Source organism: Spiribacter sp. SSL99 (assembly GCF_009805925.1).
Classification (GTDB): domain Bacteria; phylum Pseudomonadota; class Gammaproteobacteria; order Nitrococcales; family Nitrococcaceae; genus Spiribacter; species Spiribacter roseus.
This window is the reverse complement of the sequence record NZ_MAOM01000016.1, coordinates 21,656-46,956: the sequence shown is the minus strand read 5'-3', so window position 1 is coordinate 46,956 and position 25,301 is coordinate 21,656. Positions and strand designations below refer to the sequence as shown.

The window sequence follows — 25,301 nt, the reverse complement described above, 5'->3', positions numbered from 1 at the left end:
ATGGTAGCGTCCCGCGAAGAAATGATGCGTCAGATGCGCCGCCCGTCCCTGTGGCAGCGGCTGACGGTGAGTGACTGGGCCTGGGCGGCCCTGGTCGCGGTGGCCACCGCCGGCACCTTCCAGGTGCTGGGCGATGTCATGAACGGCTACGAGGTGGTGATCACCCTGTTCACCGCCGGGGTGATGATCGGCATCGGCTGGCACTGGGGCGAGTCAAAGATCTACATGGCCGCGGTCTGCCTGCTGAGCCTGTTCGCGGTCATGCGCTACCCGGCGCTGGGGGCCGCACAGACGGATTTCTTCCTGCAGTACCTGCTCTCCAGCCAGTCCGCGATCATGTGGATGAGCGCGCTGTTCCCGGCCGCGACACTGGTCTATGGCGTCTCGCTGTTCACCGGCCACCGCTTCACCGGCCAGGTGGCCTCGACGCTGACCTGGTTCGGCGCCGGCGCCGGGCTGGTGGGCCTGCTGGTGCGCTGGCACGAGACCCATCTGTTCGCCGGGGGCATCGGCTATATCCCGGTCAGCAACCTCTACGAAGTGTTCGTGCTGTTCGCGGTCATCACCGCGCTGATCTACCTCTACTACGAAAAGGCCCAGCAGACCTATTCCATGGGGTTTTTCGTGCTGCTGGTGATCACCGCCTCGGTGGGTTTCCTGCTCTGGTACCACTTTGACCGGGGCGCCTCGCAGATCGAACCGCTGGTCCCGGCGCTGAAAAGCTACTGGATGAAGATCCACGTGCCCACCAACTTCATCGGCTATGGCTGCTTTGCCATCGCCGCGATGCTGGGTGTGGCGTATCTGATCCGCGCACGGGTGCCCGACGACAGCAAATGGGCCGACCGGCTGCCCACCCTCAAGCAGATCGACGATGTCAGCTATCGCAGCATCGCCCTGGGCTTCGCGTTTTTCACGGTGGCCACCATCCTCGGCGCCCTGTGGGCGGCCGAGGCCTGGGGCGCCTACTGGTCGTGGGACCCCAAGGAGACCTGGGCGCTGATCGTCTGGCTCAACTACGCGGCCTGGCTGCATCTGCGCTATACCAAGGGCCTGCGCGGCACGCCCATGGCCTGGTGGGCGGTGATCGGGCTGTTCGTCACCACCTTCGCCTTTCTGGGGGTCAACATGTTCCTCTCGGGACTGCACTCCTACGGCGAACTGTAGGATGATGGACGTCATGACTTTCAACGGAGCCGATTCATGCGACTGATTTTCTCGATGGGCCGTTGGGCCCCGGCAGCGCTGCTGCTGTTTGGCCTGGCGGCCGCACTGATCACCGGGCCGGCCGCCGCCCAGCAGGGCTATTCGGTGCTCGACAACCCCCAGCCCACCGACAGCACGGGCGACGCCGTGCAGGTGCGCGAGTTCTTCTCGTATGGCTGTCCGCACTGCGCCGACTTCGAGCCGGTCCTCAGCGCCTGGGTGGCGGAGAACGAAGGACGCGTCGATCTGGTGCACACGCCCATCACCTTCGGCCGCGACAGCTGGGCCGTGCTGGCCCGGGCCTACTACGCCGCCGATGCGCTGGGCATCCTCGATCAGACCCATCGGGCCATGTTTGATGCGATCCACGAGCAGGGTCGCCAGTTTCAGAACCATGCTGATGTGGCGGCCTTTTATGCCAGCGTGGCCGACGTGACCGAGTCCGAGGTGATGGATGCGCTGAACTCGTTCGCGGTCAGCTCCAGCCTCAACCGCGCCGAGCGTCTGGCCGGTGCCTACGGGGTACGCGGGACGCCGTCGCTGGGCGTGGCCGGGCAGTACTTCGTGGATGTGCGCCAGGCTGGTGGCCAGCGGGGCATGCTGGACGTGGCCGATTCGCTGGTGGCCGACGAAGCGGGTGAGGGCTGAACCCCCCGGGGCCCGAGACCATGGATCGATTGCCGGCCCGGCTGCGGCTGATGAGCTTCAACATCCAGGCCGGCATCGAGACGCGTTACTACCACCAGTATTTCACCCGCGGCTGGCGTCATGTGCTGCCGGATACCGCGCGCATGCCCAACCTGCGGCGCATCGCCGAGACCATCCGCGGCTTTGACCTGGTGGGCCTCCAGGAACTGGACGCCGGCAGCCTGCGCAGCGGCTTCGTCGATCAGACCGCATTCCTGGCCGAGACCGCGGCCTTTCCGCATCGCTATATCCAGACCAACCGGCCGCTGGGGCGGCTCGCCCAGCACAGCAATGGCCTGCTCGCGCGCTGCCCGGCGACCACGGTGAGCGAGCACCGCCTGCCGGGGCGGATCCCCGGCCGCGGGGCGTTGATGGTGCGCTTTTCCACCGCGCGGGATGATCTGCTGGTGGTGCTGCTGCACCTGGCGCTGAGCCAGCGCGCGCGGCTCAATCAGCTGGCCTACATCGCCGAGTGCATCGCCGATGAGTCACATGCCATCGTCATGGGGGATCTGAACTGCCACTCGAGCAGTCCCGAGCTGCGCTATCTATGCGCCGAGACGGGCCTGCGCGAACCGGCCAGCACCGAGCCCACCTATCCCAGCTGGCGGCCGGCCCGCAATATCGACCATATCCTGGTCACCCCCAGTCTGGCGGTGGAGGCGGTCGAAGTGCTGGACGCCCCGCTGTCCGATCATCTGCCGATGACCATGACGGTCAGTCTGCCGGCGAGCCTTCAGGGTCCGATTCAAGCAGCGGGGCGAGCCCCGACCATACCGTCTGAAGGATGATCGGCTGGGCCTTTGCATTGGGGTGAATGCCGTCCGACTGCATCAGTGACGGGTCCTCGGCCACGCCGTCGAGCAGCATCGGAATCAGGCGCACGCCGGTGCGCTCGGCGACATCGCGGTAGACTTGGCGGAACCGCTCGATGAATGCGGTGCCATAATTGGCAGGCAGGCGCACGCCGGCCAGCAGCACCCGGGCGCCGGCCGCCCGCGAGCGCTCGATCATCGCGAGCAGGTTGTCGCGCATGGCGACGGGCGAGATGCCGCGCAGGCCGTCGTTGCCGCCGAGGGCGATGATGACGATGGACGGCTCGTGGCGCTCGAGGGCCGCGGGCAGACGGGCCCGGGCGCCGGCGGTGGTCTCGCCGCTGATCGCCGCGTTGATGACGCGCCCTTCGGGGCCGAGGCGCTCGGACAGCTGCGCCACCCAGCCCGATTCGGTGGGCATGTTATAGGCGGCCGAAAGGCTGTCGCCCAGGACCAGGACCCGCTCATCAGCGGCGCCGGCGCCCATGGCCGGCCCCATCACCAGCAGGGTCAGCCACAGTAAACACGACGCATGCAGGAGTCGACCGCGTATGCCCCAACCCATGGAATCCTCCCGTCAAGACCCGCCGATGCTTGAAGCGAACGCCCTGGCGATGCGCTTCGAGGCCCCGGAAGGCCGGATCAGCCTGTTCGAAAACCTTGATCTTAGCATTGATGCCGGCGACTCCCTGGCGATTCTGGGGACATCGGGCTCGGGCAAGTCGACCCTGCTGGGCCTGCTCGCGGGACTCGACCTGCCGAGCGGCGGCCGGGTCAGCCTGGCCGGAGAGGATCTCACCGAGCTGGACGAGGACCAGCGCGCCGCTCTGCGCAGCGGCCGGGTCGGATTCGTGTTTCAGGCCTTCCACCTGCTGCCCGGCCTGACCGCCCTTGAAAACGTCATGCTGCCCGCGGAGCTGGCCGGCGAGCGCCAGGCCCGCCCGCAGGCCGCCGCCGCCCTGGAGCGGGTGGGCCTGGCCGATCGCACCGCCCACTACCCCGCCCAGCTGTCGGGCGGCGAGCAGCAGCGCGTGGCCCTGGCCCGGGCGTTCGTCAGCCGCCCGCAGATCCTGTTTGCCGATGAGCCCACCGGCAACCTCGATCATCACACCGGCGAGCAGGTCATTGATCTGCTGTTCGCCCTCAATCGCGACTACGGCACTACCCTGATCCTGGTCACCCACGACCATGCCGTCGCCGCGCGCTGCGCCCGGGTGCGCTACCTGCGCGATGGCGCGCTCGCCACGGAGGCCGGCTGATGCTGGCGCTGCGGCTGCTCTACCGGGACTGGCGCGGCGGCGAACTGCGCCTGCTGGCGCTGGCGCTGATCATTGCCGTGGCCGCCGTCACCGGCGTGTCGTGGCTGGCTGACCGGGTGGCCGGCGCCACCGAGGCCCGCGCCGCCGACATGCTGGCCGCCGACCGGGCGGTGGAATATCCGCGCAGCATCCCCGATGACTGGCAGGCCGACGCCGAATCCCGGGGCCTGACCACGGCGCGCACGGCGGTCTTCCCCACCGTGGTCCTCAATGATGCCGCCAGCCGGCTGGTCTCGGCCAAGGCCGTCAGTGACCGCTATCCCCTGCGCGGCAGCTTGCGCATCCAGCCCCGGGCGGGGGCTGAAGAGGTCGTCCCCGATGGCATTCCCGCCCCGGGCACGGCCTGGATCGAGTCGCGCCTGCTGGGGCTGCTGGATGTCTCGGTGGGCGATACCCTCGAAATCGGCGCCCAGACCCTGGAGGTGGCAGGGATCCTCAGTTTTGAGCCCGATCGCGGTCAGGGCTTTGGCGGGCTGGCGCCGCGGCTGATGTTCAACCACGCCGATCTGGCCGCCACCGAGCTGATCGGTGAGGGCAGCCGGGTCCGGCATAAACTGCTGCTTGCGGGTCCCCGCCCGGCGCTCGACGGGTTCACCGATCAGCTGGTGGCCCGCGAGGGCAATGCCGTGGAGATCGAGCGCCCCAGCGAGCAGGGCCGCGGTGCCTCGGAGATCATCGAGCAGGCCAAGCGCTTTTTGGGCCTGGCGGCGCTGCTGACGGTGATCGTGGCCGGCGTGGCGGTGCTGCTGACCGTGCGCCACTATGCCGAGCGCCAGATCACCGGCGTGGCCGTGATGCGCGCCATAGGTGCCACCCGGCGACAGGTGCTGGCGCTGATGATCGGCAAGTTGCTGTGGCTGGGACTGTTCGCCGGCGCCATCGGCGCCGGGCTGGGCTATCTGCTGCACCTGGGCATGCTGGCGCTGGTGGCCGAACTGCTCGACACCCGACTGCCGCCGGCGGGCTGGCAGCCGCTGGCCACCGGCTGGCTGACTGCCGCCGCGGCGCTGGTGGGGTTCGCCCTGCCCACCCTGGCGCGCCTGCGCAATGCCCCGCCCATGCGGGTGCTGCGCCAGGACCTGGGCAGCGGGCTGCTGGGCGCCGGCGTGCCGCTGCTGGCGGCGGCCGGCGTCATCATCGCGCTGATGGCCTGGCAGGCCGGCGATCCGCGGGTGACGCTGAGTGTGCTGGGCGCGGTGACCGCCACCCTGGCCCTGCTGACCGCGGTGGCCGCGGCGGTGGTCTACGGCGCCCGGGCCTGGTCCCGGCGCGGTGGCAATCGACGCCTGCTGTGGCTGACCGGCTTCACCCGCCGGCCAGTGACCGCGGTCATCCAGATCGTGGCGGTGGGCGTGGGCCTGATGAGCCTCTTTTTGCTGGCGGTGGTGCGCAACGACCTGCTGAGCGCCTGGGAGAGCGAAATCCCCGCCGATGCCCCCAACCAGTTCCTGATCAACATCCAGCCCGATGAGCTGGACGGCGTCCGCTCGCGGCTGGCCGAGGCGCAGATCGACACGCGCTTCTACCCCATGGTTCGGGCGCGGCTGACCGGACTGAACGACGCGGCGGTACAGGCCGGCGACTACGACAGCGCCCAGGCCCGCCGCCTGGCGCGGCGCGAGTTCAACCTGTCGTGGACCACCGAGCTGCAGTCGGACAACCGCATCGTCGCCGGCGAGTGGTGGGGTGATGTCGACGACCCGTCGCCGCAGCTGTCCGTGGAAACCGATTTTGCCGAGGAAATCGGTGTCGAGCTGGGCGATCGCATGACCTTCAGCTCCGGCGGCCAGCGCGTCACCGCCCGGGTCACCAGCCTGCGCGAGGTGCGCTGGGAGAGCTTCAACGTCAACTTCTTCGTGCTGGCCTCGCCCGGGACCTTCGACGACCTGCCGGCGACCTGGCTGACCAGTTTTCATCTGCCGTCGGACCAGGGGCAGGTCCTCAACGACCTGGTCCGGACCTATCCCAGCGTGACACCGATCGATGTGAGCAGCGTGCTGCGCATCGTGCGCACCATCATCGATCAGGGATCGAGCGTGGTGGAGCTCATGGCCCTGCTGACCCTGGCGGCGGGCGTGCTGGTGCTGCTGGCGGCCCTGCAGATCACCGGCGAGCAGCGCCGCTTTGAGAGCGCCCTGCTGCGGGCCCTCGGCGCCAGCGGCCGGCGCATCCGGCGCATGGCACGGCTGGAGTTCTGGCTGGTGGGCCTGGTGGCCGGCAGTCTGGCCGGCCTGGCCGCCACGGCCGCCGGCATGGTGGTCGCCGAGGTGCTGTTCAGCCTGGACTACCCGTTCCGGCCGCTGACCCTGGTGGTGGGCGCGCTGGTGGGACTGGTCACCGTCTGGGCCGCCGGCGCTCTGGGGGCGCGGCGCTACTATCGGGCGTCGCCCATGCGGTTATTGCGGGAAGGGGGATGAAACACCGCGCGGGGCGGTAGCGGTGGCGCTCCCATTACCCTGAATCGGGCTCGCGCGGGACGCGCGGCGATTCACGCAGTGGATCCCACACACCACGGCGTCCCGAGGTCGCCCGATCCAGGGCAACGGGATCGCCAATGCGGGGTGCGCCACCGCACACCACCACACCGACGAATGGAACGTACTGCCGCTCCCCCGAGCCCAATGGTGTAGAGCCGCACGAAGGGAAGCGATATGACACGACTGGACCACGCCTTCTCCGAGCAGGTCACCGACCCTGTGGCCTGGGATCGACTGCTGCACGCCATGATCGGGCGCATGACCGGCGGGATTTCGCCGACCGCCCTGCAGCTGGCCTTTTTTGACTGGGCCGGGCATCTCGCGCTCAACCCCGGCCGCCAGGGCGCGCTTCAGGAAAAGGCCCTGCGCAAGGCGCTGCGGCTTGCCGCCTATTCCGGTCACTGCCTTGCCGATGATGAGCAGACCCGCTGTATCGAGCCATTGCCCGATGACCAGCGGTTCGAGGCGCCGGCCTGGGGGAACTGGCCGTTTTCGTTCATCCACCAGGCATTCCTGCTCCAGCAGCAGTGGTGGCATGTGGCGACCACCGGGGTGCCGGGCGTGAATCCGCATCACGAGGAGGTGGTCAACTTCACCGTCCGGCAGATGCTGGATATGGTCTCGCCGTCGAATTTTCTGCCCACCAACCCGGAAGTCCTCGAGCGGACCGTCAACGAGCGCGGTGCCAACCTGCTCCGCGGCGGCTCGAACTGGCTTGAGGACGTGCAGCGCGAGCTCGCCGGGCGGCCGCAGGCAAGCGACGAGGATTATCAGGTCGGCCGCGATCTGGCCGTGACGCCGGGCAAGGTGGTCCATCGCAACGCGTTGATGGAGCTGATCCAGTACGAGCCCACCACCGATACGGTCCACCCCGAGCCGGTGCTGATCGTGCCGGCCTGGATCATGAAGTACTACATCCTCGATCTGCAGCCGGGCCGCTCACTGATCGAATATCTGGTCGGTCAGGGTCACACGGTGTTCGTGGTGTCGTGGAAAAACCCGGGGCCCGAGGACCGCGGCATGGGGATGGCCGACTATCGGCGTCTGGGCGTGAACGACCCGCTGGACGCGGTCAACCACATCGTCCCCGATCAGAAGGTGCACGGCGTGGGTTACTGCCTGGGCGGCACGCTGCTGACCCTGGCGGCGGCGGCCATGGCCCGCGACGGCGACGACCGGCTGGCCACGCTGTCACTGCTGGCGACGCAGACCGACTTCACCGAGCCGGGTGAGCTGGATCTGTTCATCGACGAATCCCAGGTCTCGTTCCTCGAGGATGTGATGTGGGCGCGCGGCTACCTGGGCCGGGACCGCATGGCCGGCGCCTTCCACCTGCTGCGCTCCCAAGATCTGGTGTGGTCGCGGATGATACGCCACTACCTGATGGGCGAGCGCGAGTCGACGTTTGATCTGATGGCCTGGAACGCCGACGCCACGCGCCTGCCCTATCGCATGCACAGCGAATACCTGCGCAGTCTGTTCCTGCATAACGATCTGGTGGAGGGCCGTTACGACATCGACGGGCAGCCGGTCTCCGTCGCCGACATCGATATCCCGATCTTCTCGGTGGCCACCCAGAAGGACCACATCGCCCCGTGGCATTCGGTGTACAAGATCACCCGCCTGGCGCGCACCGACGTGACCTTCCTGCTGACCCGGGGCGGGCACAACGCCGGCATTGTCAGCGAGCCGGGTCATCCGCGCAGGCACTATCAGATCACGCACTTCAAGCCGCTGGAGCCCGCCTATCCGGCGGAGCGCTTCGAGCGCGAGACGCCGCAGCAGGAAGGCTCGTGGTGGCCGGCCTGGCAGGACTGGCTGGCGCAGCGCTCAGGGCAGGCCGTGGCACCGCCGAGCCTCGGCGCGCCGAGTCAGGGCTACGCCCCGGATGTCGAGGCGCCGGGTGAGTATGTGTTGATGCCGTAACACCGTCGGGGTGGCGGTGTGCCGCTTCCATCCCCTTTCCCCGCGCTCACACGATGCGGGGCGCCTCGAGATCGCACGGTGAAAGGGGACGGAATCGGCAATCCCCGGATCCGGTGGCGCGCCCTGCATTGGCGATCCCGTTGCCCTGGATCGGGCGACCTCGGGACGCCGTCTACCGCTCCTCCACCGGCAACCCGTCAAGCGCATCCGCCCAGGGCCACTGCGGGTCGCCGATGACCACGAAGTTGGGATTAAGCGTCGACGCTTTGGTGTTGTAGCGCAGCGGCGTGCCATCGGGGCGGATGACGGCGCCGCCGGCGGCCTCGACGATGCACTGGGCGGCCGCGCTGTCCCACTCCGAGGTGGGGCCGAAGCGCGGATAGCAGTCCGCCTCGCCCTCGGCGACCAGGCAGAACTTGATGGAGCTGCCCATGGAGCGGGTCTGATAGGCGGGCAGGCGCTGGAGCAGGGCCTCGACCTGCGGGTGGCGGTGCGAACGACTGACCACCAGGGTCAGGTCGGTGGGTGGGGTGCGCCGGGTCTGGATGGCGTGCTGACCGTCAGCGTCGTGGCGCCGCGCCCAGCCTAGGGCGGTTTCGCCGTCACGGGCCGGGCGGTGGACGGCCTCCCACGTGCATTCAAGCACTGGCGCGTGGACCACGCCGAAGATGGGGCGGCCGGCTTCGATGAGGGCGATGTTGACGGTGAACTCGCCATTGCGCTTGACGAACTCGCGGGTGCCGTCCAGCGGGTCCACCAGCCAGTAGGTGGTCCAGCCCTGACGCTCGGCATAGTCGGGCAGGCCGCCTTCTTCGGAGACCATCGGAATGTCGGGGGTCAGCGCCTTCAGGCGTTCCGCGATCAGCTCGTGGGCGGCGTTGTCGGCGGTGGTCAGCGGCGAGTCGTCGGCCTTGGCCTGCACGTCGAAGCCGTTGGCGTAGATGCCAAGGATCGTGCGGCCCGCGGACTCGGCGATGGCGACGGCCTGTTCGGCCAGGCGGGGCAGTGTCTGAGTGTCCATGACGCCCCAATATACACGTCATTTGACACCGGCGAATCAGGGGACTAGCCTTCGACGTACAAGCCTTTTCGGGCGATGTCCCCTTAGCCATTTTCATTGATTTGACGGGCGATCCGTTCGACCGGCCCGATCTCGATCAGCGACCGATATCCCTTTGGAGGAATGCTCCGTGAGCGACAATATCGTCCACGTGTCCGACGCCAATTTTGAATCCGAAGTCGTCAATGCCGACCAGCCGGTCCTTGTGGACTACTGGGCGGAGTGGTGCGGCCCCTGCAAGATGATCGGCCCGATTCTCGAGGAGATTGCCGGTAGCTACGAGGGCAAGCTTCGAATCGCCAAGCTCAACATCGACGAGAATCCCGAGACCCCGCCCAAGTACGGGATCCGCGGTATTCCGACGCTGATGCTGTTCAAAAACGGCGGGGTCGAGGCCACCAAGGTGGGCGCCCTGTCGAAGGCGCAGCTCTCCGCGTTCATCGACAGCAACCTTTAACCTGCGGGACCCCCTCGGGTGCGCCCCTCCCACCAAGGCAGCGGCCGTCCGTCGGGCGGCCCCTCAAGCAAAAATGAATCTCACCGAACTCAAGCATAAGCGCGCCGCCGAGCTTGTCGAGCTGGCGCAGTCCCTCGGCATCGAAAACATGGCCCGTTCGCGCAAGCAGGACGTCATCTTCTCCCTGCTCAAGGCGCACGCCAAAAAGGGCGAGGACATCTGGGGCGACGGCGTCCTCGAAATCCTCCAGGACGGCTTCGGCTTCCTGCGGACCGCCACCAGCTCGTACATGGCCGGGCCCGACGACATCTACGTCTCGCCCAGTCAGATCCGGCGCTTCAGCCTGCGTACCGGCGACACCATCTCGGGCAAGATCCGCCCGCCCAAGGATGGCGAGCGCTACTTCGCGCTGCTCAAGGTCGATCAGATCAACTTCGAGAAACCCGAATCGGCCAAGCACAAGGTCCTGTTCGAGAATCTCACGCCGCTGTTCCCCAAGGAGCGTATGACGCTGGAGCGCGGCAACGGGTCCACCGAGGACCTGACCGCCCGGGTGATCGATCTGAGCGCGCCCATCGGCAAGGGCCAGCGGGCGCTGATCGTCTCGCCGCCCAAGGCCGGCAAGACCATGCTGCTGCAGAACATCGCCCAGTCCATCACCTCCAACAACCCCGAAGCCTACGTCATCGTCCTCCTCATCGATGAGCGCCCCGAAGAGGTGACCGAGATGGAGCGCACGGTGCGGGGCGAGGTGGTGTCGTCGACCTTCGACGAGCCGGCGAGCCGCCATGTGCAGGTGGCCGAGATGGTCATCGAAAAAGCCAAGCGCCTCGTTGAGCACAAGCGCGACGTGGTGATCATGCTCGACTCCATCACCCGGCTGGCGCGGGCCTACAACACCGTGGTGCCCAGCTCCGGCAAGGTGCTGACCGGTGGTGTCGACGCCAATGCCCTGCATCGCCCGAAGCGCTTTTTTGGTGCCGCGCGCAACATCGAGGAAGGCGGCAGCCTGAGCATCATCGCCACCTCGCTGATCGAGACCGGCTCGCGCATGGACGACGTGATCTACGAGGAGTTCAAGGGCACCGGTAACATGGAGGTGCACCTGGACCGGCGCATCGCCGAGAAGCGCATCTACCCGGCGATCAACATCAACCGCTCCGGCACCCGCCGCGAAGAGCTGCTGATGACCCCGGACGAGCTCCAGAAGGTCTGGATCCTGCGCAAGCTGCTGCATCCGATGGATGAGCTGGCGGCCATCGAGTTCCTGCTCGACAAGCTCAAGGACACCAAGACCAACAACGAGTTCTTCCAGGCCATGAAGCGCTAGAAAGCGCTAGTCAGCCGCGGGCTGGCGCTCCCAGACTTCAAAGTCCATCGCCCAGGCATGCTCGGCATCCACCGGGTGATGGGTGAGGGCGGTCCGGGTCCACTCCGGGCCCTCGAACACCGGCAGCCAGGTATCGCCCTCCAGCTCGGTGCGCACCCGGGTCAACTCAATGCGATCGGCCCGCGGCAGGAACGCCGCATAGATGTCGGCCCCGCCGATCACCATCAGCTCGGGCACATCCCCCGCCGCCGCGATGGCGGCTTCCACCGAATGCACCGCCTCGACTCCTTCCGCCGACCAGTCCGGCTGGCGGGTCATGACGATGTTCTGACGGCGCGGCAGCGGCCGGCCGATGGAGGCGTAGTTGCGGCGGCCCATGACGATCGGCTTGCCCCGCGTCAGCGCCACGAAATGGCGCATGTCATCGGGCAGCCGCCAGGGCAGGTCGTTGTTCCGGCCGATGACGCGGTTTTCGGTCATGGCGACCACCAGGGTTATCTGCATGGCTGAACGCTCCTAGACGGCGATGGGCGCGGCAATGCGCGGGTGCGACTGATAGCCGGAGACGTGGATGTCCTCGAAGCGGAAGTCGAAGAGATCATCCACCGCCGGGTTGAGCTCGAGGGTGGGCAGCGGCAACGGCTCGCGGGCGAGCTGCGTGTCGGCCTGCTCGAGATGATTCAGGTAGAGATGCGCGTCCCCCAGGGTATGGATGAACGACCCGGGCCTGAGCCCGGTGACCTGCGCTACCATGTGGGTGAGCAGCGCATAGGAGGCGATGTTGAACGGCACGCCCAGGAACAGATCCGCGCTGCGCTGATAGAGCTGGCAGGACAGCCGCCCCTCGGCCACATAGAACTGGAACAGGACGTGGCAGGGCGGCAGTCCCATGCGATCCACCTCGGCCGGGTTCCAGGCGGTGACGATATGCCGGCGCGAGTCGGGGTTGTGCCGGATCTGCTCGACCACCCGGGCGATCTGGTCGATCTGCCCGCCATCGGGGGTCGGCCACGAGCGCCACTGCACGCCATAGATGGGGCCCAGATCGCCGTTGGCGTCGGCCCACTCGTCCCAGATGTGGACGTCGTTGTCCTTGAGATAGCGGATGTTGCTCTCGCCCGCCAGAAACCACAGCAGCTCGTGGATGATGGCGCGCAGGTGCAGCTTTTTGGTGGTCACCATGGGGAAGCCGTCGGCCAGGTCAAAGCGCATCTGCCCGCCAAACACCGAGCGCGTGCCCACGCCGGTGCGGTCGGATTTTTCGACACCATGGTCGCGGACGTGGCGGAGGAGGTCGAGATACTGCTGCATGGCGGTGATGGGCTCCGGGTTGGGCTAGGACGAGGGGGAGGCGGCCGGGCGGCGCCAGGCCCAGGCCAGCAGTGCGAGGCCGGCGATGATCATGGGCAGCGAGAGCAGCTGACCCATGGTCAGCCACCCGCCCCACAGATAACCGATGTGCGCATCGGGCAGGCGGATGAACTCCACCGCCAGCCGGGCGACGCCATAGCCGGCTAGGAACAGCCCGGTGACCGCGCCCATGGGCCGCGGCCGGCGCGAGTAAATCCAGACCACCGCAAACAGCACCAGTCCCTCGAGGGCCAACTCATAGAGCTGCGAGGGATGACGGGGCTCGGGGCCGAGCGGTGGGTAGACCATGCCCCAGGGCAGGGTAGTGGGCGCGCCCCAGAGTTCGCCATTAATGAAATTGCCGAGCCGCCCGGCGGCGAGTCCCGGAGGGATCAGGGGCGCGACGAAGTCCCCCAGCGCCAGCGGCGCGATGCGGTGGCGCCAGGCATAGACCGCCATCATCACGATGACCCCGATCAGCCCGCCGTGAAAGGCCATGCCGCCTTCCCACAGGCGCAGCAGCGACAGCGGATCAGCCAGCAGATCGCCGCCGCTGTAGAACAGCGCATAGCCCATGCGCCCGCCGACGACCACGCCAATGGCGCCGAACAGCAGCAGGTCGTCCATCTGCGCCGGGGCGACGGGGCTGTCGGGGCGGGTCGCGCGACGCCGGCCCAGCCACCAGGCCAGACCAAAGCCGATGGCATACATCACCCCATACCAGTGGATATCCAGCGGCCCCAGCGAGATGACGATCGGATCGATGGCGGGATAACGGATCATGCGCGCATTGTGACCCAGCCGGCGGCAATGGCAAAGGCGCCGGGTGTCCCGTGGCCAAGGCGTCAGCTAGACTGCCGGTCTGATGATTGATTGAACCAGGGAGGCTTGGGTGCGGCATTCGAAACGGGCAATGGGCAGGGCGCTGGCGCTGGGTGGGCTGATCGCCGCGGCCATCGCCGGCGGCGGCATGGCGCTGGCGCAGACCACCGCCTATGTAACCGACGCCCTCGAGATCACCCTGCGCAGCGGCCAGGGCAATGACTACCGCATCCTGCGCCTGCTCGAGTCCGGCGAACAGCTGGAGGTGCTGCAGCGCGGCGAGACCTGGACCCGGGTGCGCGCCGGCAACGACCAGGGCTGGGTGCGCAGCGTCTACCTGGATGCCGAGCCCGGCGCCGCCGCGCGGCTTGAGCGGGCGGTGAGCCAGCGCGACGCGCTGCGCGACGAAAACCAGGACCTGAGCGAACAGGTCGCCGCCCTCGAGTCGCAGGTCGAGAACCTGAGCAGCGAGAACGAGCGGCTGCGCGAGGACAACCAGCGCATGACCGAGCGCCTGCAGGAGGCCGACGAAGGCCTGCAGCTGGCCGACGAAAACCAGGCCCTGCGCAAGGAAGTCCTCGATCTTGAGCGCCAGGTCAACGACCTGAGCCGCGAGGCCAACCGGGCCGCCGATCAGGAAAGCCGCGACTGGTTCATCGCCGGGGCCGGTGTGATCGTCTTTGGCATGCTGCTGGGCATCCTCGTCACCCGCATCCGCTGGCGGCGGCGCAGCAACTGGAGCGAGCTCTAGGGGGCGCCGATCATGACCGACCGCCTTGACGCCTGGGTGGACTGGTTCCGCCAGAGCTCGCCGTTCATTCACGCGCACCGGGGCCGCACGTTCGTCATCAGCGTCGGCGGCGAAGCCCTCAGCGAGGGCACCGCGGCGGCGCTGGTCCACGATCTGGCCTTGCTCAACGGCCTGGGGATCCGCCTGGTGCTGGTGCCCGGCGCCCGCCCGCAGGTCGAGGAACGGCTCAACGCCCGCGGCGCGGCCATCCGCTACGCCAACGGCCTGCGCGTGACCGACGCCGAAGCGCTGGATGCGGTGGTGGACGCCGTGGGCAGCGTGCGTCTGGCCATCGAGGCGCTGTTCTCAATGGGCCTCGCCAACTCGCCCATGGCCGGACTGCGACTGCAGGTGGCGAGTGGCAACTTCGTCACCGCCCGGCCGCTGGGGGTGCGCGCGGGGGTCGATCATCTGCACACCGGCGAGGTGCGGCGCATTGATACCGCCGCCGTGCGCCAGCGCCTGGATGACGGCGCGGTGGTGCTGATGAGCCCGCTGGGCGTCTCCCCCACCGGCGAGCAGTTCAACCTGTATGCCGAGGACGTGGCGGTGGCGGCGGCCCGGGGGCTGCAGGCCGACAAGTTGCTGTTCCTGCACGAGGGCGAGGGGCTGATGAATGCCGACGGCACGCCACTGGGGGAACTGACCCTGGACGAGGCCCGCGAGCGCTTCGAGGCCGCTCCGGCCGATGCCGGGCCGCTTCACGCCCAGGTCAACCGGGCCATCGCCGCGTGTCGGGGTGGGGTGCCGCGGGTGCATCTGCTGCCCCGCCAGCGTGACGGCGCCCTGCTGGGGGAGCTGTTCTCACGCGATGGCGTGGGCACACTGATCATGCCCCAGGCCTTTGAGCGCCTGCGCGCCGCCGGCATCGACGACATCAGCGGGATCCTGGCGCTGATCGCGCCGCTGGAGGCGGATGGCACCCTGGTGCGGCGCACCCGCGAGCGGCTGGAGACCGAGATCGACGATTTCACCGTGATGGATCGCGAGGGCACGGTGGTGGCCTGTGCGGCACTGCACCGCATTGACGGGACGAGCGCCGCCGAGATCGCCTGCCTGGTGGTGCACCCGGACTATCGCGACGGCCACCGCGGCCGTCAGCTGCTCGCCCGTCTTGAGCGGGATGCCCTGGCGGCGGGCTGTGACCGGCTGTTTGTGCTGACCACCCGGACCGCGCACTGGTTCAGGGAACAGGGCTTTGCGCCGACGGCGACCGAGTCGCTGCCGGCGGAGCGGCGCGCGTTCTACAACCTGAGTCGGGGCTCCAAGGTGCTGGTCAAGGCCCTCGCCTAGCGCTGCGCCACCCGCTCGGCCAGGGGCGTGAGGCGCACATTGGCCACCCGCTGGCTGAGCTGATTGGTGGTGATCATGGCGCGCACTTCCCTGACGTAATCCCAGCCACGCTGCGAGTACTTCTCGAGCCCGCCGGTCATCTCCGTCGGCGTCATCGCGCGACCCGCCGCCCGCGCCCGGGCGCGCAGTGAGCGGAACCGGGCATAGGCGTCGTGGGTGTTGAGGTTGTTCAGGTAGCTGCGCACCGAGGCGCGCAGGTTGGTGAACCGCCGCACATAGTGATCGGCGTCAGCGGCGGCGTCGCGCGGTGTCATGCCCTGGCTGGCATCCCAGGTCCACTCGCCGAACAGGTTATTGCCCTGACGGGCGAAGCGCGACGTGCCCCAGCCGCTTTCCTTGGCCGCCTGCGCCAGGGCCAGGGCCGGCGGTACGGTGTTGACCCGGGATTTCAGCGCGGCTGCAGTGGCATCGGCCAGTGGATCCCCCTCGACCCCGTACTCGTCGGCAAGCCGGCTCAGGATCTCGCGCCGGCGCTCGTCCGGCAGGCCCGACTGCGCGGCCCGGGCCAGATCCTCGCGCTGCGCCTCGATGCGGGCGTTTTCCGCCAGCACCAGCGGCAGCAGGGTGCGAAAGAACAGCGACTTTTTGGTGTCGGTGACGGTCTCGGCCAGATCCGGGGGGAAGGCCTGGACGCTGACCGGCGGCACCTGCTGCGCCGGCCAGCCATAGCCATAACCGGTGAAGGCGCGCTCAAGCGCCACCGCGGTGCGGGTCTCGATGGGCTGCAGCGGCGGCACCTCGCCATCGCTGTTGGCCACATCCGGCCAGCTCAGCCATGCCAGCGCCACGCCGAACAGTGCGGCGGTCAGCGGCAGGGCATCGATCAGGGCGCGCCCCCGACTAACGAAGGTGGGGGCGTTATCGGTTGCTGGGGTCATCCTGCTTTTCCATTTCAAGGATATGCTGCCACTGCGCCTCGGTGACCGGCATCACGGACAGGCGGTTGCCGCGCTGGACGAGCCGCATGTCGGCGAGTGCCGGGTCGGCCTTGAGCTCGGCCAGCGAAATCAGCCGGTCGAGGTGGCGCACATAGCGCACATCCACCATCAGCCAGCGCGGGTTGTCGGGGTCACTTTTGGGGTCGTAGTACTTTTCGTCGGGGTCAAAGGCGGTGTGGTCCGGGTACGCCCCGCTCACCACTTCCATCACACCGACGATGCCCGGCACCTTGGTGTTGGAGTGATAGAAAAACGCGAGATCGCCGGGCTGGAACTGATCGCGGAACAGGTTGCGGACCTGATAGTTGCGGATGCCGTCCCAGTGCTCGACCCCGTCCGGCTCGGCGGCGAGGTGATCGATGCCATAGACATCCGGTTCCGATTTCATGAGCCAGTAAGCCATTGCTGCGTCCATCCGCAATGTTCAACGTTTAATCGCACATGCTACCAGACATGCACCGTGCGATCCGTGACGACCCGATCGAGGCGCTGGTCCCACCGGTCATAGGGGATGGCCGGATGCTGCTGGCAGGCATAGGCCAGGCCCACCCGCAGCGGGCGCCGGCACCGGCCGCGCCCCGCCAGTGTGCGGTCGTAAAAGCCGCCGCCCATGCCCAGCCGATGGCCGGCGGCATCAAAGCCCACCAGCGGCATGATCAGCAGGTCGAGTCCGGCCAGCCGGCGTTGTGGGGCCCCGGCGCGGGGCGGGATCGGCAGGCCGAAGCGGCCGCGTTGCAGGGGGTCGCCGGGCCGATGGCGGCGGAAGGCCAGATCCCCGTTGGATGAGCGGATCACCGGCAGATAGACGCGCTTGCCGGCCCGGGTGGCGGCCGCGATCAGGGGGCGGGTGTCGATTTCGCCGTCCGCGGGCCAGTAGATGCCGATGTGCCGGGCGCGCTGCCACCGGTCGAGGGCGGTCAGCCGCCGGGTGGCCAGCGCGGCGGCCCGGCGGGCGGCCCGGCCGCGCTGGCGACGGCGTCGGGCCCGCAACCGGCGGCGCAGGTCCGACTTGGTGTCAGGGTGGGTCCCCATCATGCCGTTCGGGCAACGCCCTTGAACCCTTTGGTTCAGGTCGGGGAGGTCGAATGACGTCTTAGGCTTTCCGCCCGGGGCGGACCTGCACACCAACGGCATTACGCCACCTCCCCTGAGGCGCATGATTGTAGGGTCAAGAATGCAAAAGCCCGGTGTCGAACATCACAGGAACCCGATGCCCAGTCTGCCTACCGGGTCGGGCCGCGTCTAGCGCCGGCGCAGCTCGGCGGGGATGTCGACATCGGCCAGGTAGTCGCTGATGCGGGCATCCAGCGCCTGCAACCGCTCGGCCGTTGCGGTGTCGTGGTGGACCTGGCTCTGCGCCTCGAGCAGCTCATGCATGAGGTTGAGCGCGGCCATAATGGCGATGCGATCGGTGCCCACCACCCGGCCGCTGTCGCGGATCTCGCGCATGCGGGCATCCAGCTGCCGGGCCGATTCATGCAGGTCGGCCTGCTGCTCGGGCGGGGCGGCGACCATGAAGTCGCGATCGAGAATGCTGACCTTGACCGGCTCGCTCATCCGTCCTGCTCCAGGGTCTTGAGGCGGCTGATCATGGCCTCGATGCGGGCGCGGGCGGTCTCGTTTTTCTCGAGCAGGGCGGCGCGCTCGGCATTGAGGGACTCCTGGGCGCGCAGCAGCACGCGGTTCTCGTCGCGCAGCTGCTCGCAGAGCTGAATCAGGCGCTCCACGCGGCGCTCGAGTTGTGCTGCCTGTTCGCTAACGGAATCAACCACTTGTCCCATCCTTTTAGACTGCCGCTGAGTCTAGCAGCAATGCTAGACTGATGCCCATGAATGAATCCGAACGCTATACCGATGTGGTCGCGGCGCTGGCGGGCGTCGAGGCCGAGGTTTCCGCCGCCGAGGCGCAGGGCATGCTCTGCGGTCTTTTCTGCAGCACCGAAACGCCCGAGCCGGCGCAGTGGATCGCCCAGGTGCTCGATGGCCTGTCGCCCAAGGGCGAGCCGGCCCGCGAGGTGCTCGAGGCGCTGAGCGCGCTCTATCAGGACACCCGCGACCGGCTGGAGAACGACAGCCTCGAGTTTGAGCCGCTGCTGCCCGATGACGACGCGCCCCTCAGCGACCGCGCCACGGCCCTCGGCCACTGGTGCGAGGGGTTTCTGTTTGGCATCGGCGTGGCGGGCAGCCACGACCCGGCCAAGCTGCCGCGCGAGGCCAACGAGGTGATCAACGACCTCACCGAGATCGCCCGCATCGACCCCGAGGCCGAGCTGGACGAGGACAACGAGATCGCCTACACCGAGCTGGTGGAGTACCTGCGCGCGGCCACCCTGCTGGTGCGCGAGCACACCGCACTGCCCTCCTCGGCCCAGCCGGCGGTCGCCGGGGATCGCGCCGACCCCGATGTGCTGCATTGAGCGGAGCCGGCCACGCCATGGATGCCACTGAATACGCCCGCCGCCGCGACGCCCTGATGAGCCGCATGGGCGATGACGCCATCGCCGTGATCGCCGGGGCCGGCGAGTGTCCCCGCAACCGCGACGTGGACTATCCATTCCGCCAGTCGAGCGACTTCCGCTATCTGACCGGCTTCATCGAGCCGGATGCCGTGGCGGTGCTGGCCCCGGGACGGGCCGAGGGCGCGTTCATTCTGTTCTCGCGCGAACGCGACCCGCTGCGCGAGACCTGGGAGGGCCGCACCATCGGCCAGGCCGCCGCGCAGTCGGACTACGGCGCCGATGCCGCCTACCCCATCGATGAACTCGATGCGATGATGCCCGGGCTGCTGGCCGACCGGCGCTCGCTGGTCGGTGACCTGGGGGCCGATGAGACGTTCGATCAGCGGCTGATCGCCTGGCTGAGTCAGGCCCGCGCCCAGGTGGGTGAGCGCGCCCCGCAGGCGGTGGAGGCGCTGGCCCCACTCCTGCATGCCGAGCGCCTGATCAAGTCCCCGGCCGAGGTGGAGCAGATGCGCGCCGCCGCCCGGATTTCGGCGGATGCGCACACCCGGCTCATGGCCACGATAAAGCCCGGGATGATGGAGTATCAGGTCGAGGCGGAACTGCTCTACGACTTTCGCCGTCACAATGGCGAGCCGGCGTACCCGATCATCGCCGGTGGGGGCGCCAACGCCTGCGTGCTGCACTACATCGCCAACCAGGACGCGCTGCGTGACGGCGACCTGCTGCTGGTGGACGCCGGGGTGGAGCTCTCGGGCTATGCCGCCGACATCACCCGCACGCTACCGGTCAACGGCCGCTTCAGCGCCGAGCAGCGCGCCGTCTACGAGGTGGTGCTGGCCGCCCAGCAGGCGGCCCTCGAGCGGGTGGGCCCGGGCGAGTCATTCAATGCCGCCCACCAGGCCGCCACCCGGGTACTGGTCGAGGGCATGGTGGACCTGGGTCTTCTGACCGGCGATGTTGAGGCGTTGATCGACTCGGGGGACTACCGGCGCTATTTCATGCACCGCACCGGGCACTGGCTGGGCATGGACGTGCATGATGTCGGGCCCTATAAAGTGGACGGCGACTGGCGCACCCTGCAGCCGGGCATGGTGGTCACGGTGGAGCCGGGGCTCTACATCCCGCCGGGCAGCCCGGTGGACACCCGCTGGCAGGGCATTGGTGTGAGAATCGAGGACGACTGTGTGGTCACCGACAGTGGCCACGACAACCTGACCGCGGCGGTGCCGAAGACCGTCGAGGCGATTGAGGCGGCCATGGCCCATGACAACGGATGACACCTTTGATGTGCTGATCGCCGGTGGCGGCCTGGTGGGCGCCAGCCTGGCGGTGGCCCTGCGCGACAGCGGCCGGTCGGTGGCGGTGATCGAGCCGGTACCGGCCAAAGCCGACGGACAGCCGAGCTTTGACGAGCGCCACACCGCGCTGGCGCCCACGTCACGGCGGTTCTTCACCCACCTGGGGTTGTGGCCCGCCATCGAGGCCGGTGCCGAGCCCATCCGCCGCATCCATGTCTCCGACCGTGGCCATGGCGGCTTCACCCGCCTGACCGCCGAGGCCGAGGGGCTGCCGGCGCTGGGGCATGTCGCCCCCAACCGGGTGCTGGGACAGGCGCTGCGCCCGGCGATGGCCGCCGCCGCGACGGTTCACTGCCCGGCCCGCATCATCGACACGTACCCCCAGTACGCGGGCGACGGCAGTGACCAGCCCGCCCGGCTGGTGGGCCGTCGGGTGCGCATCGCCGATGACCGGGGTGAATACACCCTGACCACACGGCTGCTGGTGGTGGCGGATGGCATGCGCTCGGCGACGCGCGAGGCGTTGGGCATCGACACCCGCGAGCGCGATTATGGCCAGAGTGCGATCATCGCCAATGTGCGGGCCGAACGGGCCCACAATGGTATGGCCTATGAGCGGTTTACGCCCGAAGGACCGCTGGCCGTGCTGCCGGCCGCCGACGGGGCGGTCTCGGTGGTCTGGCCGCTGCCCACCGAGACCGCCGAGTGGATGGCCTTTGATACCAGTGACGCGACCTTCCTGGCACGCCTGCAGTCGACCTTCGGCTGGCGCCTGGGCCGACTGGAGGCGGTGGGTAGTCGGGCGCTCTACCCGCTGACCGCGGTCACCGCCACCGACTTCGCGGCCGACCGCGCGGTGGTGCTCGGCAATGCCGCACACGCCCTGCACCCGGTGGGTGGCCAGGGCCTGAACCTGGCCCTGCGCGATGTCGCGGCCCTGGTCGAGGCCCTGCGCGAGGCCCCCGACCCCGGCGATGCCGATGTGCTGAGTGCCTATGCCCGCTCGCGCGAGGGCGATTACCGGCGCACCTATGCCTTCACCGACGGGCTGGTGCGGCTTTTCACCAATGACTGGCCGCCACTGGCGGCGATCCGCAATATCGGCCTGACCGCGCTGGACCTGTTCCCCCCGGCCCGGCGGCTGCTACTCAAACAGGGGACCGGAGCGGCCGGCGATGTCCCGCCGCTGTGTCAGGACTAAGAGGCGATCATCATGAGCGAGATTCCTGCCGACCTGCGGTATGCCAGCAGCCACGAATGGGTGCGCGATGATGGCGACGGCATGGTCACCGTCGGCATCACCGATCACGCCCAGGCCGAACTCGGGGACCTGGTGTTCATCCAGCTGCCCGGCGAGGAAGGCGCCGTCGAGGCCGGTGCGGCCTGCGCCGTGGTGGAGTCGGTGAAGGCCGCCTCGGACATCTATGCGCCGCTGGATGGCGAGATCGTCGCCACCCACGACGAACTGGCGGACGACCCCGAGCAGGTCAACACCGACCCCTATGGCGAGGGGTGGCTGTTCCGCCTGCGCGTGGTGGATCAGGCCGCGCTGGATGAACTGCTGGACGCCGACGGCTATGCTGAGCTGATCGACGAGGCGGGATAACCGAAACACCATGACCACGGACGGCCACAACCCCCCTTCCCTGCTCGACCGGGCCCGGGCCTGGCGCGATGCCGACCCCGACCCGCAGACCCGGGCCGAGCTGGACGCCCGCATCCAGCGCGGTGACGTGCGCGACTGCTTTGACCCGCCGCTTGGCTTTGGCACCGCGGGGCTGCGCGGCCTGGCCGGCCCCGGCCCGGCGCATATGAACCACCGCCTGATCCAGCGGGTGACCGCGGTGCTGGCGGATCTGCTGCGCGCCGAGGTGCCCGACGCCGCCGAGCGGGGTGTGGTGATTGGTTATGACGCGCGCCACGGCTCGGCCGCGCTGGCGGAAACCGCGGCGCAGACCATTGCCGGGGCCGGGCTCGGGGTGCATGTGTTTGACACCTATGCGCCGACGCCGCTGGTGGCGTTCGCCGCGCTTGAGCTGCAGACCGCCGCCGGGCTGGTGCTGACCGCCAGCCATAACCCGCCGGAGTATCTGGGCTACAAGGTCTATGGCGCGCGGGGGGTACAGATCGTCTCGCCCACCGACGAGCGCATCGCTCAGGCCCTGGGCGCCCTGCCCGCCGGGGTCGAGATCCCGCAGATCACCGCGGCTGAAGCCGAGACCAGCGAGGTCTGCCCCTACTGGCGGGTGCACGGCGATACCCTGCGCGCTGCCTACCGGCAGGCCGTCGCCCGGCCCGTGGCCGACCCGACTCCGCCGCTGCGGGTGGCCTACAGCGCCATGCACGGGGTGGCCGGTGATCTGGTCCGCGGCGTGCTGGCCGATCAGGGCGGGATTGAGCTGGCGGAGGTCGAGGCTCAGGCCGCGCCGGATGGCGACTTCCCCACCGTGCGCTTTCCCAACCCGGAAGAGCCCGGGGCGCTGGATCAGCTGACCGCCCGGGCCGCGGCCGTCGATGCGGATGTGGCGCTTGCCACCGACCCCGATGGCGACCGGCTGGCCGTGGCCCTGCCCGACGGGCACGGCGACTGGCAGGTGCTGATGGGGGATCAGACCGGCGCGTTAATGGGGGATTACCTGATGCGCCAGGCCGACGCGGCCCGCGGCTTTGTCATGAACACCGTGGTCAGCTCGCGCCTGCTGGGGCGTCTGGCCGCCCACCATGGCGTGGGCTACGAGCAGACGCTGACCGGGTTCAAGTGGCTGTGGAAGCGGGCGCTGGAACGTGAGCAGGACGGCGATCACCTGCTGTTCGCCTACGAGGATGCCATCGGCTTCTGCCCCACCCGGCGGGTGCGCGACAAGGACGGCATCGCCACGGCGGCGGTGGTCACCGAAATGGCCCGCGCCGCCAAGGCCGCCGGGACCACGCTGCATGCCCAGCTTCAGGGCCTCTACCGCCGCCATGGGCTGTCAGTGAACCGCCAGGTCAGCCTGAAGCTCAGTGGCGATGATGCCCGCGAGCGCATGAACGGCCACCTGCAGGTCCTGCGCCGCGAGCCACCGGCCGCGGTGGCCGGCCTGGCGGTGGAGCGCGTGCACGACTATCGGGCCGCCGAGCGTTATGCCCCGGACGGCCGTGATGCCGAGCCCATTCCGCTGCCGGCATCGGATCTGATTCAGCTGGATCTGGCCGGCGGGTGCCACGTCAGCATCCGGCCGAGCGGCACCGAGCCCAAGCTCAAGATCTATCTGGAGTATCTGGGCGCGCCGGGTAGCGACGATCTGGCCGCCGAGCAGGCGCAGGCGGTGGAGCGGTTGGAAGGGATTGGCACCGATCTGGAAAGTATGCTGACGGATCAGACCTGATAGTAGTCCCGGTACCAGTCCACGAAGCGGCGTACCCCGGTCTCCACCGGGGTAGAGGGCTGATAGCCGACGGCGTCCTTGAGGTCGTCGGCGCTCGCCCAGGTGTCGGGCACGTCGCCGGGTTGGAGTGGGCGCATCTGCATCTCGGCGCGTCGGCCGAGGCACTCCTCGAGGACGCGGATGTAGTCGAGCAGCTGCACCGGCTGGTTGTTGCCGATATTGAACAGCCGCCAGGGCGCGGCGCTGGTGGCCGGGTCAGGGGCGTTGCTGTCCCAGTCCGGGTTGCCGGTGGCCGGCTGGTCGCAGGCGCGGATCACGCCCTCGGCAATGTCCTCGACAAAGGTGAAGTCGCGCTGGTGGTGGCCGTGGTTGAACACCTCGATGGGCTCGCCGGCGAGGATCTTTCGGGTGAACAGGAACAACGCCATGTCCGGTCGGCCCCAGGGGCCATAGACGGTAAAGAACCGCAGCCCGGTGCAGGGCAGGCCAAAGAGGTGCGCGTAGCTGTGGCTCATCAGCTCGTTGGCGCGCTTGGTCGCGCCGTAAATGGCCAGCGGATGGTCGGCGGGCTCATGCTCGGTGAACGGCATGTGGGTGTTGGCGCCGTAGACTGAGCTGGTGGAGGCATAGACCAGGTGCCCGACGCCGGTGTGCCGACAGCCCTCAAGCACGTTGACGAACCCGGTCACGTTGCTGTCGACATAGGCCTGGGGGTTGTCCAGCGAGTAGCGCACCCCCGCCTGGGCGGCCAGGTTGATGACCCGATCAAAGCCCTCGCGCTCGAACAGCGCCCGCATGCCCGGCGCATCGGCCAGATCCAGCCGCTCAAACCGGAAACCGCCGGGCCCGTCGCCCTCGTGGGCCATCAGACGCGCCAGGCGCGCCTTTTTAAGGCTGACATCGTAGTAATCATTGAGGTTGTCGAGCCCCACCACGGTATCGCCGCGGGCAAGGAGCTGTTCGCAGGTGTGATAGCCGATGAATCCCGCGGCGCCGGTCACAAGAATCTTCATGGCCGAAACGATACCCGGTGATGATCTCTCCCGCCAGTGACATACACCTGTCATACGCAGGGGTTGTTATACCGCTCGTCGGTGGGCATATTCGTGTCTCGACATGTTCACGGACTGAACGAGGAGGCACGCGTGAAACGCTGGTATGCCATCTACTGTAAACCGCGCGAGGATGAGCGCGCCGAACTGCACCTCGACCATCAGGCGTTTGAGGTATTCCGGCCCAAGCACCGTGTGCGGCGCAAGCGCCGGGGGGCGATGACGACCCTCATCGAGTCGCTGTTCCCGCGCTATCTGTTCATCCACCTTGATGACGTCACCCAGAACTGGGCGCCCATCCGCTCGACGCGGGGCGTGGCCGGCATGGTCCGCTGGGGCGATCACGTCCCGCCGGTTCCAGAGCCGGTCATTGACTGCCTGCGCCGCAACGTCGACGAAGTGGGCTGTATCCCGACGCCCCAGGCCGACTATCAGAAAGGTGATCGGCTGGTGATCCAGGAAGGGGCGTTCACGGGTCATGAAGGGCTTTTCTACGGCCGGCGTGGTGAGGATCGGGTCATGCTGCTGCTTGAGGTCATGAAACAGCCGCAGACCATGGTCTTTCCGGAGGCGTCGGTGGCGCGGGGCTAGC

General features: G+C 68.4%; 27 protein-coding genes and 1 other RNA gene. 16 read left to right on the top strand and 12 right to left on the bottom strand.

Annotation, left to right across the window (positions count from 1 at the left end; all coding sequences use genetic code 11):
- Positions 1-24 precede the first annotated feature (24 nt).
- From ccsB to BA899_RS05000, 3 genes are read left to right on the top strand one after another with little or no spacing between them, the layout of a single operon-like run.
- Positions 25-1,167, top strand: a complete 1,143-nt coding sequence (ccsB, locus tag BA899_RS05010) for a c-type cytochrome biogenesis protein CcsB (protein ID WP_235011925.1) — start codon at positions 25-27, stop codon at positions 1,165-1,167.
- A gap of 36 nt (positions 1,168-1,203) precedes the next feature.
- Positions 1,204-1,854: a thiol:disulfide interchange protein DsbA/DsbL gene (locus tag BA899_RS05005; RefSeq protein WP_235013302.1), complete on the top strand. Its 651-nt coding sequence runs from the start codon at positions 1,204-1,206 to the stop codon at positions 1,852-1,854.
- A gap of 20 nt (positions 1,855-1,874) precedes the next feature.
- Positions 1,875-2,684, top strand: coding sequence for an endonuclease/exonuclease/phosphatase family protein (locus tag BA899_RS05000; RefSeq protein WP_235013301.1), 810 nt, complete (start codon positions 1,875-1,877; stop codon positions 2,682-2,684).
- Here BA899_RS05000 and BA899_RS04995 read toward each other — a convergent pair.
- On the bottom strand, positions 2,611-3,273 hold the full coding sequence (locus BA899_RS04995) for an arylesterase (protein ID WP_304625084.1): 663 nt from the start codon (positions 3,271-3,273) through the stop codon (positions 2,611-2,613). The genes BA899_RS05000 and BA899_RS04995 overlap by 74 nt on opposite strands.
- Here BA899_RS04995 and BA899_RS04990 point away from each other — a divergent pair.
- The 3 genes from BA899_RS04990 (at position 3,272) to BA899_RS04980 (ending at position 8,430) form a co-directional block, all read left to right on the top strand.
- Complete coding sequence (locus BA899_RS04990; RefSeq protein ID WP_235013300.1) at positions 3,272-3,967, top strand: ATP-binding cassette domain-containing protein; 696 nt, start codon at positions 3,272-3,274, stop codon at positions 3,965-3,967. The two genes, BA899_RS04995 and BA899_RS04990, sit on opposite strands and share 2 nt — an antisense overlap.
- The gene (locus tag BA899_RS04985; RefSeq protein ID WP_159299956.1) at positions 3,967-6,444 is read left to right on the top strand and encodes an ABC transporter permease; all 2,478 of its coding nucleotides are present in this window, start codon (positions 3,967-3,969) and stop codon (positions 6,442-6,444) included. Before BA899_RS04990 ends, BA899_RS04985 begins: the two co-directional genes overlap by 1 nt.
- A 234-nt stretch (positions 6,445-6,678) precedes the next feature.
- On the top strand, positions 6,679-8,430 hold the full coding sequence (locus BA899_RS04980) for an alpha/beta hydrolase (protein WP_159299955.1): 1,752 nt from the start codon (positions 6,679-6,681) through the stop codon (positions 8,428-8,430).
- Positions 8,431-8,602: 172 nt separating this feature from the next.
- On the opposite strand, the gene cysQ is transcribed toward BA899_RS04980, so the two are convergent.
- Positions 8,603-9,451, bottom strand: coding sequence for a 3'(2'),5'-bisphosphate nucleotidase CysQ (gene cysQ, locus BA899_RS04975; protein ID WP_159299954.1), 849 nt, complete (start codon positions 9,449-9,451; stop codon positions 8,603-8,605).
- Between the two features lie 169 nt (positions 9,452-9,620).
- Between cysQ and trxA the strand changes: the two genes are divergently transcribed.
- Both trxA and rho read left to right on the top strand, forming a co-directional pair.
- The gene (gene trxA, locus BA899_RS04970) at positions 9,621-9,947 is read left to right on the top strand and encodes a thioredoxin TrxA (protein WP_069133756.1); all 327 of its coding nucleotides are present in this window, start codon (positions 9,621-9,623) and stop codon (positions 9,945-9,947) included.
- Between the two features lie 73 nt (positions 9,948-10,020).
- Positions 10,021-11,277 carry a transcription termination factor Rho gene (rho, locus tag BA899_RS04965; protein ID WP_069133754.1) on the top strand — a complete coding sequence of 419 codons (1,257 nt, stop codon included), beginning with the start codon at positions 10,021-10,023 and terminating at the stop codon, positions 11,275-11,277.
- A 6-nt stretch (positions 11,278-11,283) separates the two neighbouring features.
- Here the strand turns inward: rho and BA899_RS04960 are convergent, their stop codons facing one another.
- The 3 genes from BA899_RS04960 to lgt are packed head-to-tail and all read right to left on the bottom strand — an operon-like array spanning position 11,284 to position 13,410.
- Positions 11,284-11,781, bottom strand: a complete 498-nt coding sequence (locus BA899_RS04960; RefSeq protein ID WP_159299953.1) for a dihydrofolate reductase — start codon at positions 11,779-11,781, stop codon at positions 11,284-11,286.
- Between the two features lie 12 nt (positions 11,782-11,793).
- Positions 11,794-12,588 carry a thymidylate synthase gene (locus tag BA899_RS04955; RefSeq protein WP_148122555.1) on the bottom strand — a complete coding sequence of 265 codons (795 nt, stop codon included), beginning with the start codon at positions 12,586-12,588 and terminating at the stop codon, positions 11,794-11,796.
- Between the two features lie 24 nt (positions 12,589-12,612).
- Positions 12,613-13,410 carry a prolipoprotein diacylglyceryl transferase gene (gene lgt / locus BA899_RS04950; RefSeq protein WP_159299952.1) on the bottom strand — a complete coding sequence of 266 codons (798 nt, stop codon included), beginning with the start codon at positions 13,408-13,410 and terminating at the stop codon, positions 12,613-12,615.
- A 109-nt stretch (positions 13,411-13,519) separates the two neighbouring features.
- Here lgt and BA899_RS04945 point away from each other — a divergent pair, with 109 nt between their 5' ends.
- Both BA899_RS04945 and argA read left to right on the top strand, forming a co-directional pair.
- Positions 13,520-14,200: a TIGR04211 family SH3 domain-containing protein gene (locus BA899_RS04945; RefSeq protein ID WP_159299951.1), complete on the top strand. Its 681-nt coding sequence runs from the start codon at positions 13,520-13,522 to the stop codon at positions 14,198-14,200.
- 12 nt (positions 14,201-14,212) lie between these two features.
- Positions 14,213-15,532, top strand: a complete 1,320-nt coding sequence (gene argA, locus BA899_RS04940) for an amino-acid N-acetyltransferase (RefSeq protein WP_159299950.1) — start codon at positions 14,213-14,215, stop codon at positions 15,530-15,532.
- Here argA and BA899_RS04935 read toward each other — a convergent pair.
- The 6 genes from BA899_RS04935 to BA899_RS04910 form a co-directional block, all read right to left on the bottom strand.
- Entirely contained in the window at positions 15,529-16,470 is a 942-nt protein-coding gene (locus BA899_RS04935; protein WP_159299949.1) for a glucosaminidase domain-containing protein, read from the bottom strand. The genes argA and BA899_RS04935 overlap by 4 nt on opposite strands.
- On the bottom strand, positions 16,451-16,933 hold the full coding sequence (locus tag BA899_RS04930) for an EVE domain-containing protein (protein ID WP_148122551.1): 483 nt from the start codon (positions 16,931-16,933) through the stop codon (positions 16,451-16,453). Before BA899_RS04930 ends, BA899_RS04935 begins: the two co-directional genes overlap by 20 nt.
- 41 nt (positions 16,934-16,974) lie before the next feature.
- Positions 16,975-17,565 carry a 5-formyltetrahydrofolate cyclo-ligase gene (locus tag BA899_RS04925; protein WP_159299948.1) on the bottom strand — a complete coding sequence of 197 codons (591 nt, stop codon included), beginning with the start codon at positions 17,563-17,565 and terminating at the stop codon, positions 16,975-16,977.
- A non-coding RNA gene (ssrS, locus tag BA899_RS04920) (6S RNA) lies at positions 17,552-17,739 on the bottom strand. The genes BA899_RS04925 and ssrS overlap by 14 nt, the downstream gene beginning before the upstream one ends.
- Positions 17,740-17,772: 33 nt before the next feature.
- Positions 17,773-18,087 (bottom strand): cell division protein ZapA, encoded by a 315-nt coding sequence (locus BA899_RS04915; RefSeq protein ID WP_148122549.1) that lies wholly within the window; start codon positions 18,085-18,087, stop codon positions 17,773-17,775.
- Positions 18,084-18,302, bottom strand: a complete 219-nt coding sequence (locus tag BA899_RS04910; protein ID WP_235011892.1) for a TIGR02449 family protein — start codon at positions 18,300-18,302, stop codon at positions 18,084-18,086. The genes BA899_RS04915 and BA899_RS04910 overlap by 4 nt, the downstream gene beginning before the upstream one ends.
- Before the next feature lie 56 nt (positions 18,303-18,358).
- Here BA899_RS04910 and BA899_RS04905 point away from each other — a divergent pair, with 56 nt between their 5' ends.
- From BA899_RS04905 to BA899_RS04885, 5 genes are read left to right on the top strand one after another with little or no spacing between them, the layout of a single operon-like run.
- Positions 18,359-18,946 (top strand): UPF0149 family protein, encoded by a 588-nt coding sequence (locus BA899_RS04905; protein ID WP_235012747.1) that lies wholly within the window; start codon positions 18,359-18,361, stop codon positions 18,944-18,946.
- A gap of 17 nt (positions 18,947-18,963) precedes the next feature.
- Entirely contained in the window at positions 18,964-20,268 is a 1,305-nt protein-coding gene (locus BA899_RS04900; RefSeq protein WP_159299946.1) for an aminopeptidase P N-terminal domain-containing protein, read from the top strand.
- On the top strand, positions 20,255-21,490 hold the full coding sequence (ubiH, locus tag BA899_RS04895; protein WP_159299945.1) for a 2-octaprenyl-6-methoxyphenyl hydroxylase: 1,236 nt from the start codon (positions 20,255-20,257) through the stop codon (positions 21,488-21,490). The genes BA899_RS04900 and ubiH overlap by 14 nt, the downstream gene beginning before the upstream one ends.
- 12 nt (positions 21,491-21,502) lie before the next feature.
- Positions 21,503-21,895 (top strand): glycine cleavage system protein GcvH, encoded by a 393-nt coding sequence (gene gcvH / locus BA899_RS04890; RefSeq protein ID WP_144346832.1) that lies wholly within the window; start codon positions 21,503-21,505, stop codon positions 21,893-21,895.
- Between the two features lie 10 nt (positions 21,896-21,905).
- Positions 21,906-23,657 (top strand): phospho-sugar mutase, encoded by a 1,752-nt coding sequence (locus BA899_RS04885; RefSeq protein WP_159299944.1) that lies wholly within the window; start codon positions 21,906-21,908, stop codon positions 23,655-23,657.
- Here BA899_RS04885 and BA899_RS04880 read toward each other — a convergent pair.
- Positions 23,648-24,670: an NAD-dependent epimerase gene (locus BA899_RS04880; RefSeq protein WP_159299943.1), complete on the bottom strand. Its 1,023-nt coding sequence runs from the start codon at positions 24,668-24,670 to the stop codon at positions 23,648-23,650. The genes BA899_RS04885 and BA899_RS04880 overlap by 10 nt on opposite strands.
- 132 nt (positions 24,671-24,802) lie before the next feature.
- Between BA899_RS04880 and rfaH the strand changes: the two genes are divergently transcribed.
- Complete coding sequence (rfaH, locus tag BA899_RS04875) at positions 24,803-25,300, top strand: transcription/translation regulatory transformer protein RfaH (protein ID WP_159299942.1); 498 nt, start codon at positions 24,803-24,805, stop codon at positions 25,298-25,300.
- Position 25,301: the final 1 nt, after the last annotated feature.

Coding starts and splice junctions, on each gene's coding strand:
- ccsB (WP_235011925.1), top strand. CDS start 25: ATGCGTCAGATGCGCCGCCCGTCCCTGTGGCAGCGGCTGACGGTGAGT.
- BA899_RS05005 (WP_235013302.1), top strand. CDS start 1,204: ATGCGACTGATTTTCTCGATGGGCCGTTGGGCCCCGGCAGCGCTGCTG.
- BA899_RS05000 (WP_235013301.1), top strand. CDS start 1,875: ATGGATCGATTGCCGGCCCGGCTGCGGCTGATGAGCTTCAACATCCAG.
- BA899_RS04990 (WP_235013300.1), top strand. CDS start 3,272: ATGGAATCCTCCCGTCAAGACCCGCCGATGCTTGAAGCGAACGCCCTG.
- BA899_RS04995 (WP_304625084.1), bottom strand. CDS start 3,273: ATGGGTTGGGGCATACGCGGTCGACTCCTGCATGCGTCGTGTTTACTG.
- BA899_RS04985 (WP_159299956.1), top strand. CDS start 3,967: ATGCTGGCGCTGCGGCTGCTCTACCGGGACTGGCGCGGCGGCGAACTG.
- BA899_RS04980 (WP_159299955.1), top strand. CDS start 6,679: ATGACACGACTGGACCACGCCTTCTCCGAGCAGGTCACCGACCCTGTG.
- cysQ (WP_159299954.1), bottom strand. CDS start 9,451: ATGGACACTCAGACACTGCCCCGCCTGGCCGAACAGGCCGTCGCCATC.
- rho (WP_069133754.1), top strand. CDS start 10,021: ATGAATCTCACCGAACTCAAGCATAAGCGCGCCGCCGAGCTTGTCGAG.
- BA899_RS04960 (WP_159299953.1), bottom strand. CDS start 11,781: ATGCAGATAACCCTGGTGGTCGCCATGACCGAAAACCGCGTCATCGGC.
- BA899_RS04955 (WP_148122555.1), bottom strand. CDS start 12,588: ATGCAGCAGTATCTCGACCTCCTCCGCCACGTCCGCGACCATGGTGTC.
- lgt (WP_159299952.1), bottom strand. CDS start 13,410: ATGATCCGTTATCCCGCCATCGATCCGATCGTCATCTCGCTGGGGCCG.
- argA (WP_159299950.1), top strand. CDS start 14,213: ATGACCGACCGCCTTGACGCCTGGGTGGACTGGTTCCGCCAGAGCTCG.
- BA899_RS04935 (WP_159299949.1), bottom strand. CDS start 16,470: ATGACCCCAGCAACCGATAACGCCCCCACCTTCGTTAGTCGGGGGCGC.
- BA899_RS04930 (WP_148122551.1), bottom strand. CDS start 16,933: ATGGCTTACTGGCTCATGAAATCGGAACCGGATGTCTATGGCATCGAT.
- BA899_RS04925 (WP_159299948.1), bottom strand. CDS start 17,565: ATGATGGGGACCCACCCTGACACCAAGTCGGACCTGCGCCGCCGGTTG.
- BA899_RS04915 (WP_148122549.1), bottom strand. CDS start 18,087: ATGAGCGAGCCGGTCAAGGTCAGCATTCTCGATCGCGACTTCATGGTC.
- BA899_RS04905 (WP_235012747.1), top strand. CDS start 18,359: ATGAATGAATCCGAACGCTATACCGATGTGGTCGCGGCGCTGGCGGGC.
- BA899_RS04900 (WP_159299946.1), top strand. CDS start 18,964: ATGGATGCCACTGAATACGCCCGCCGCCGCGACGCCCTGATGAGCCGC.
- ubiH (WP_159299945.1), top strand. CDS start 20,255: ATGACAACGGATGACACCTTTGATGTGCTGATCGCCGGTGGCGGCCTG.
- gcvH (WP_144346832.1), top strand. CDS start 21,503: ATGAGCGAGATTCCTGCCGACCTGCGGTATGCCAGCAGCCACGAATGG.
- BA899_RS04885 (WP_159299944.1), top strand. CDS start 21,906: ATGACCACGGACGGCCACAACCCCCCTTCCCTGCTCGACCGGGCCCGG.
- BA899_RS04880 (WP_159299943.1), bottom strand. CDS start 24,670: ATGAAGATTCTTGTGACCGGCGCCGCGGGATTCATCGGCTATCACACC.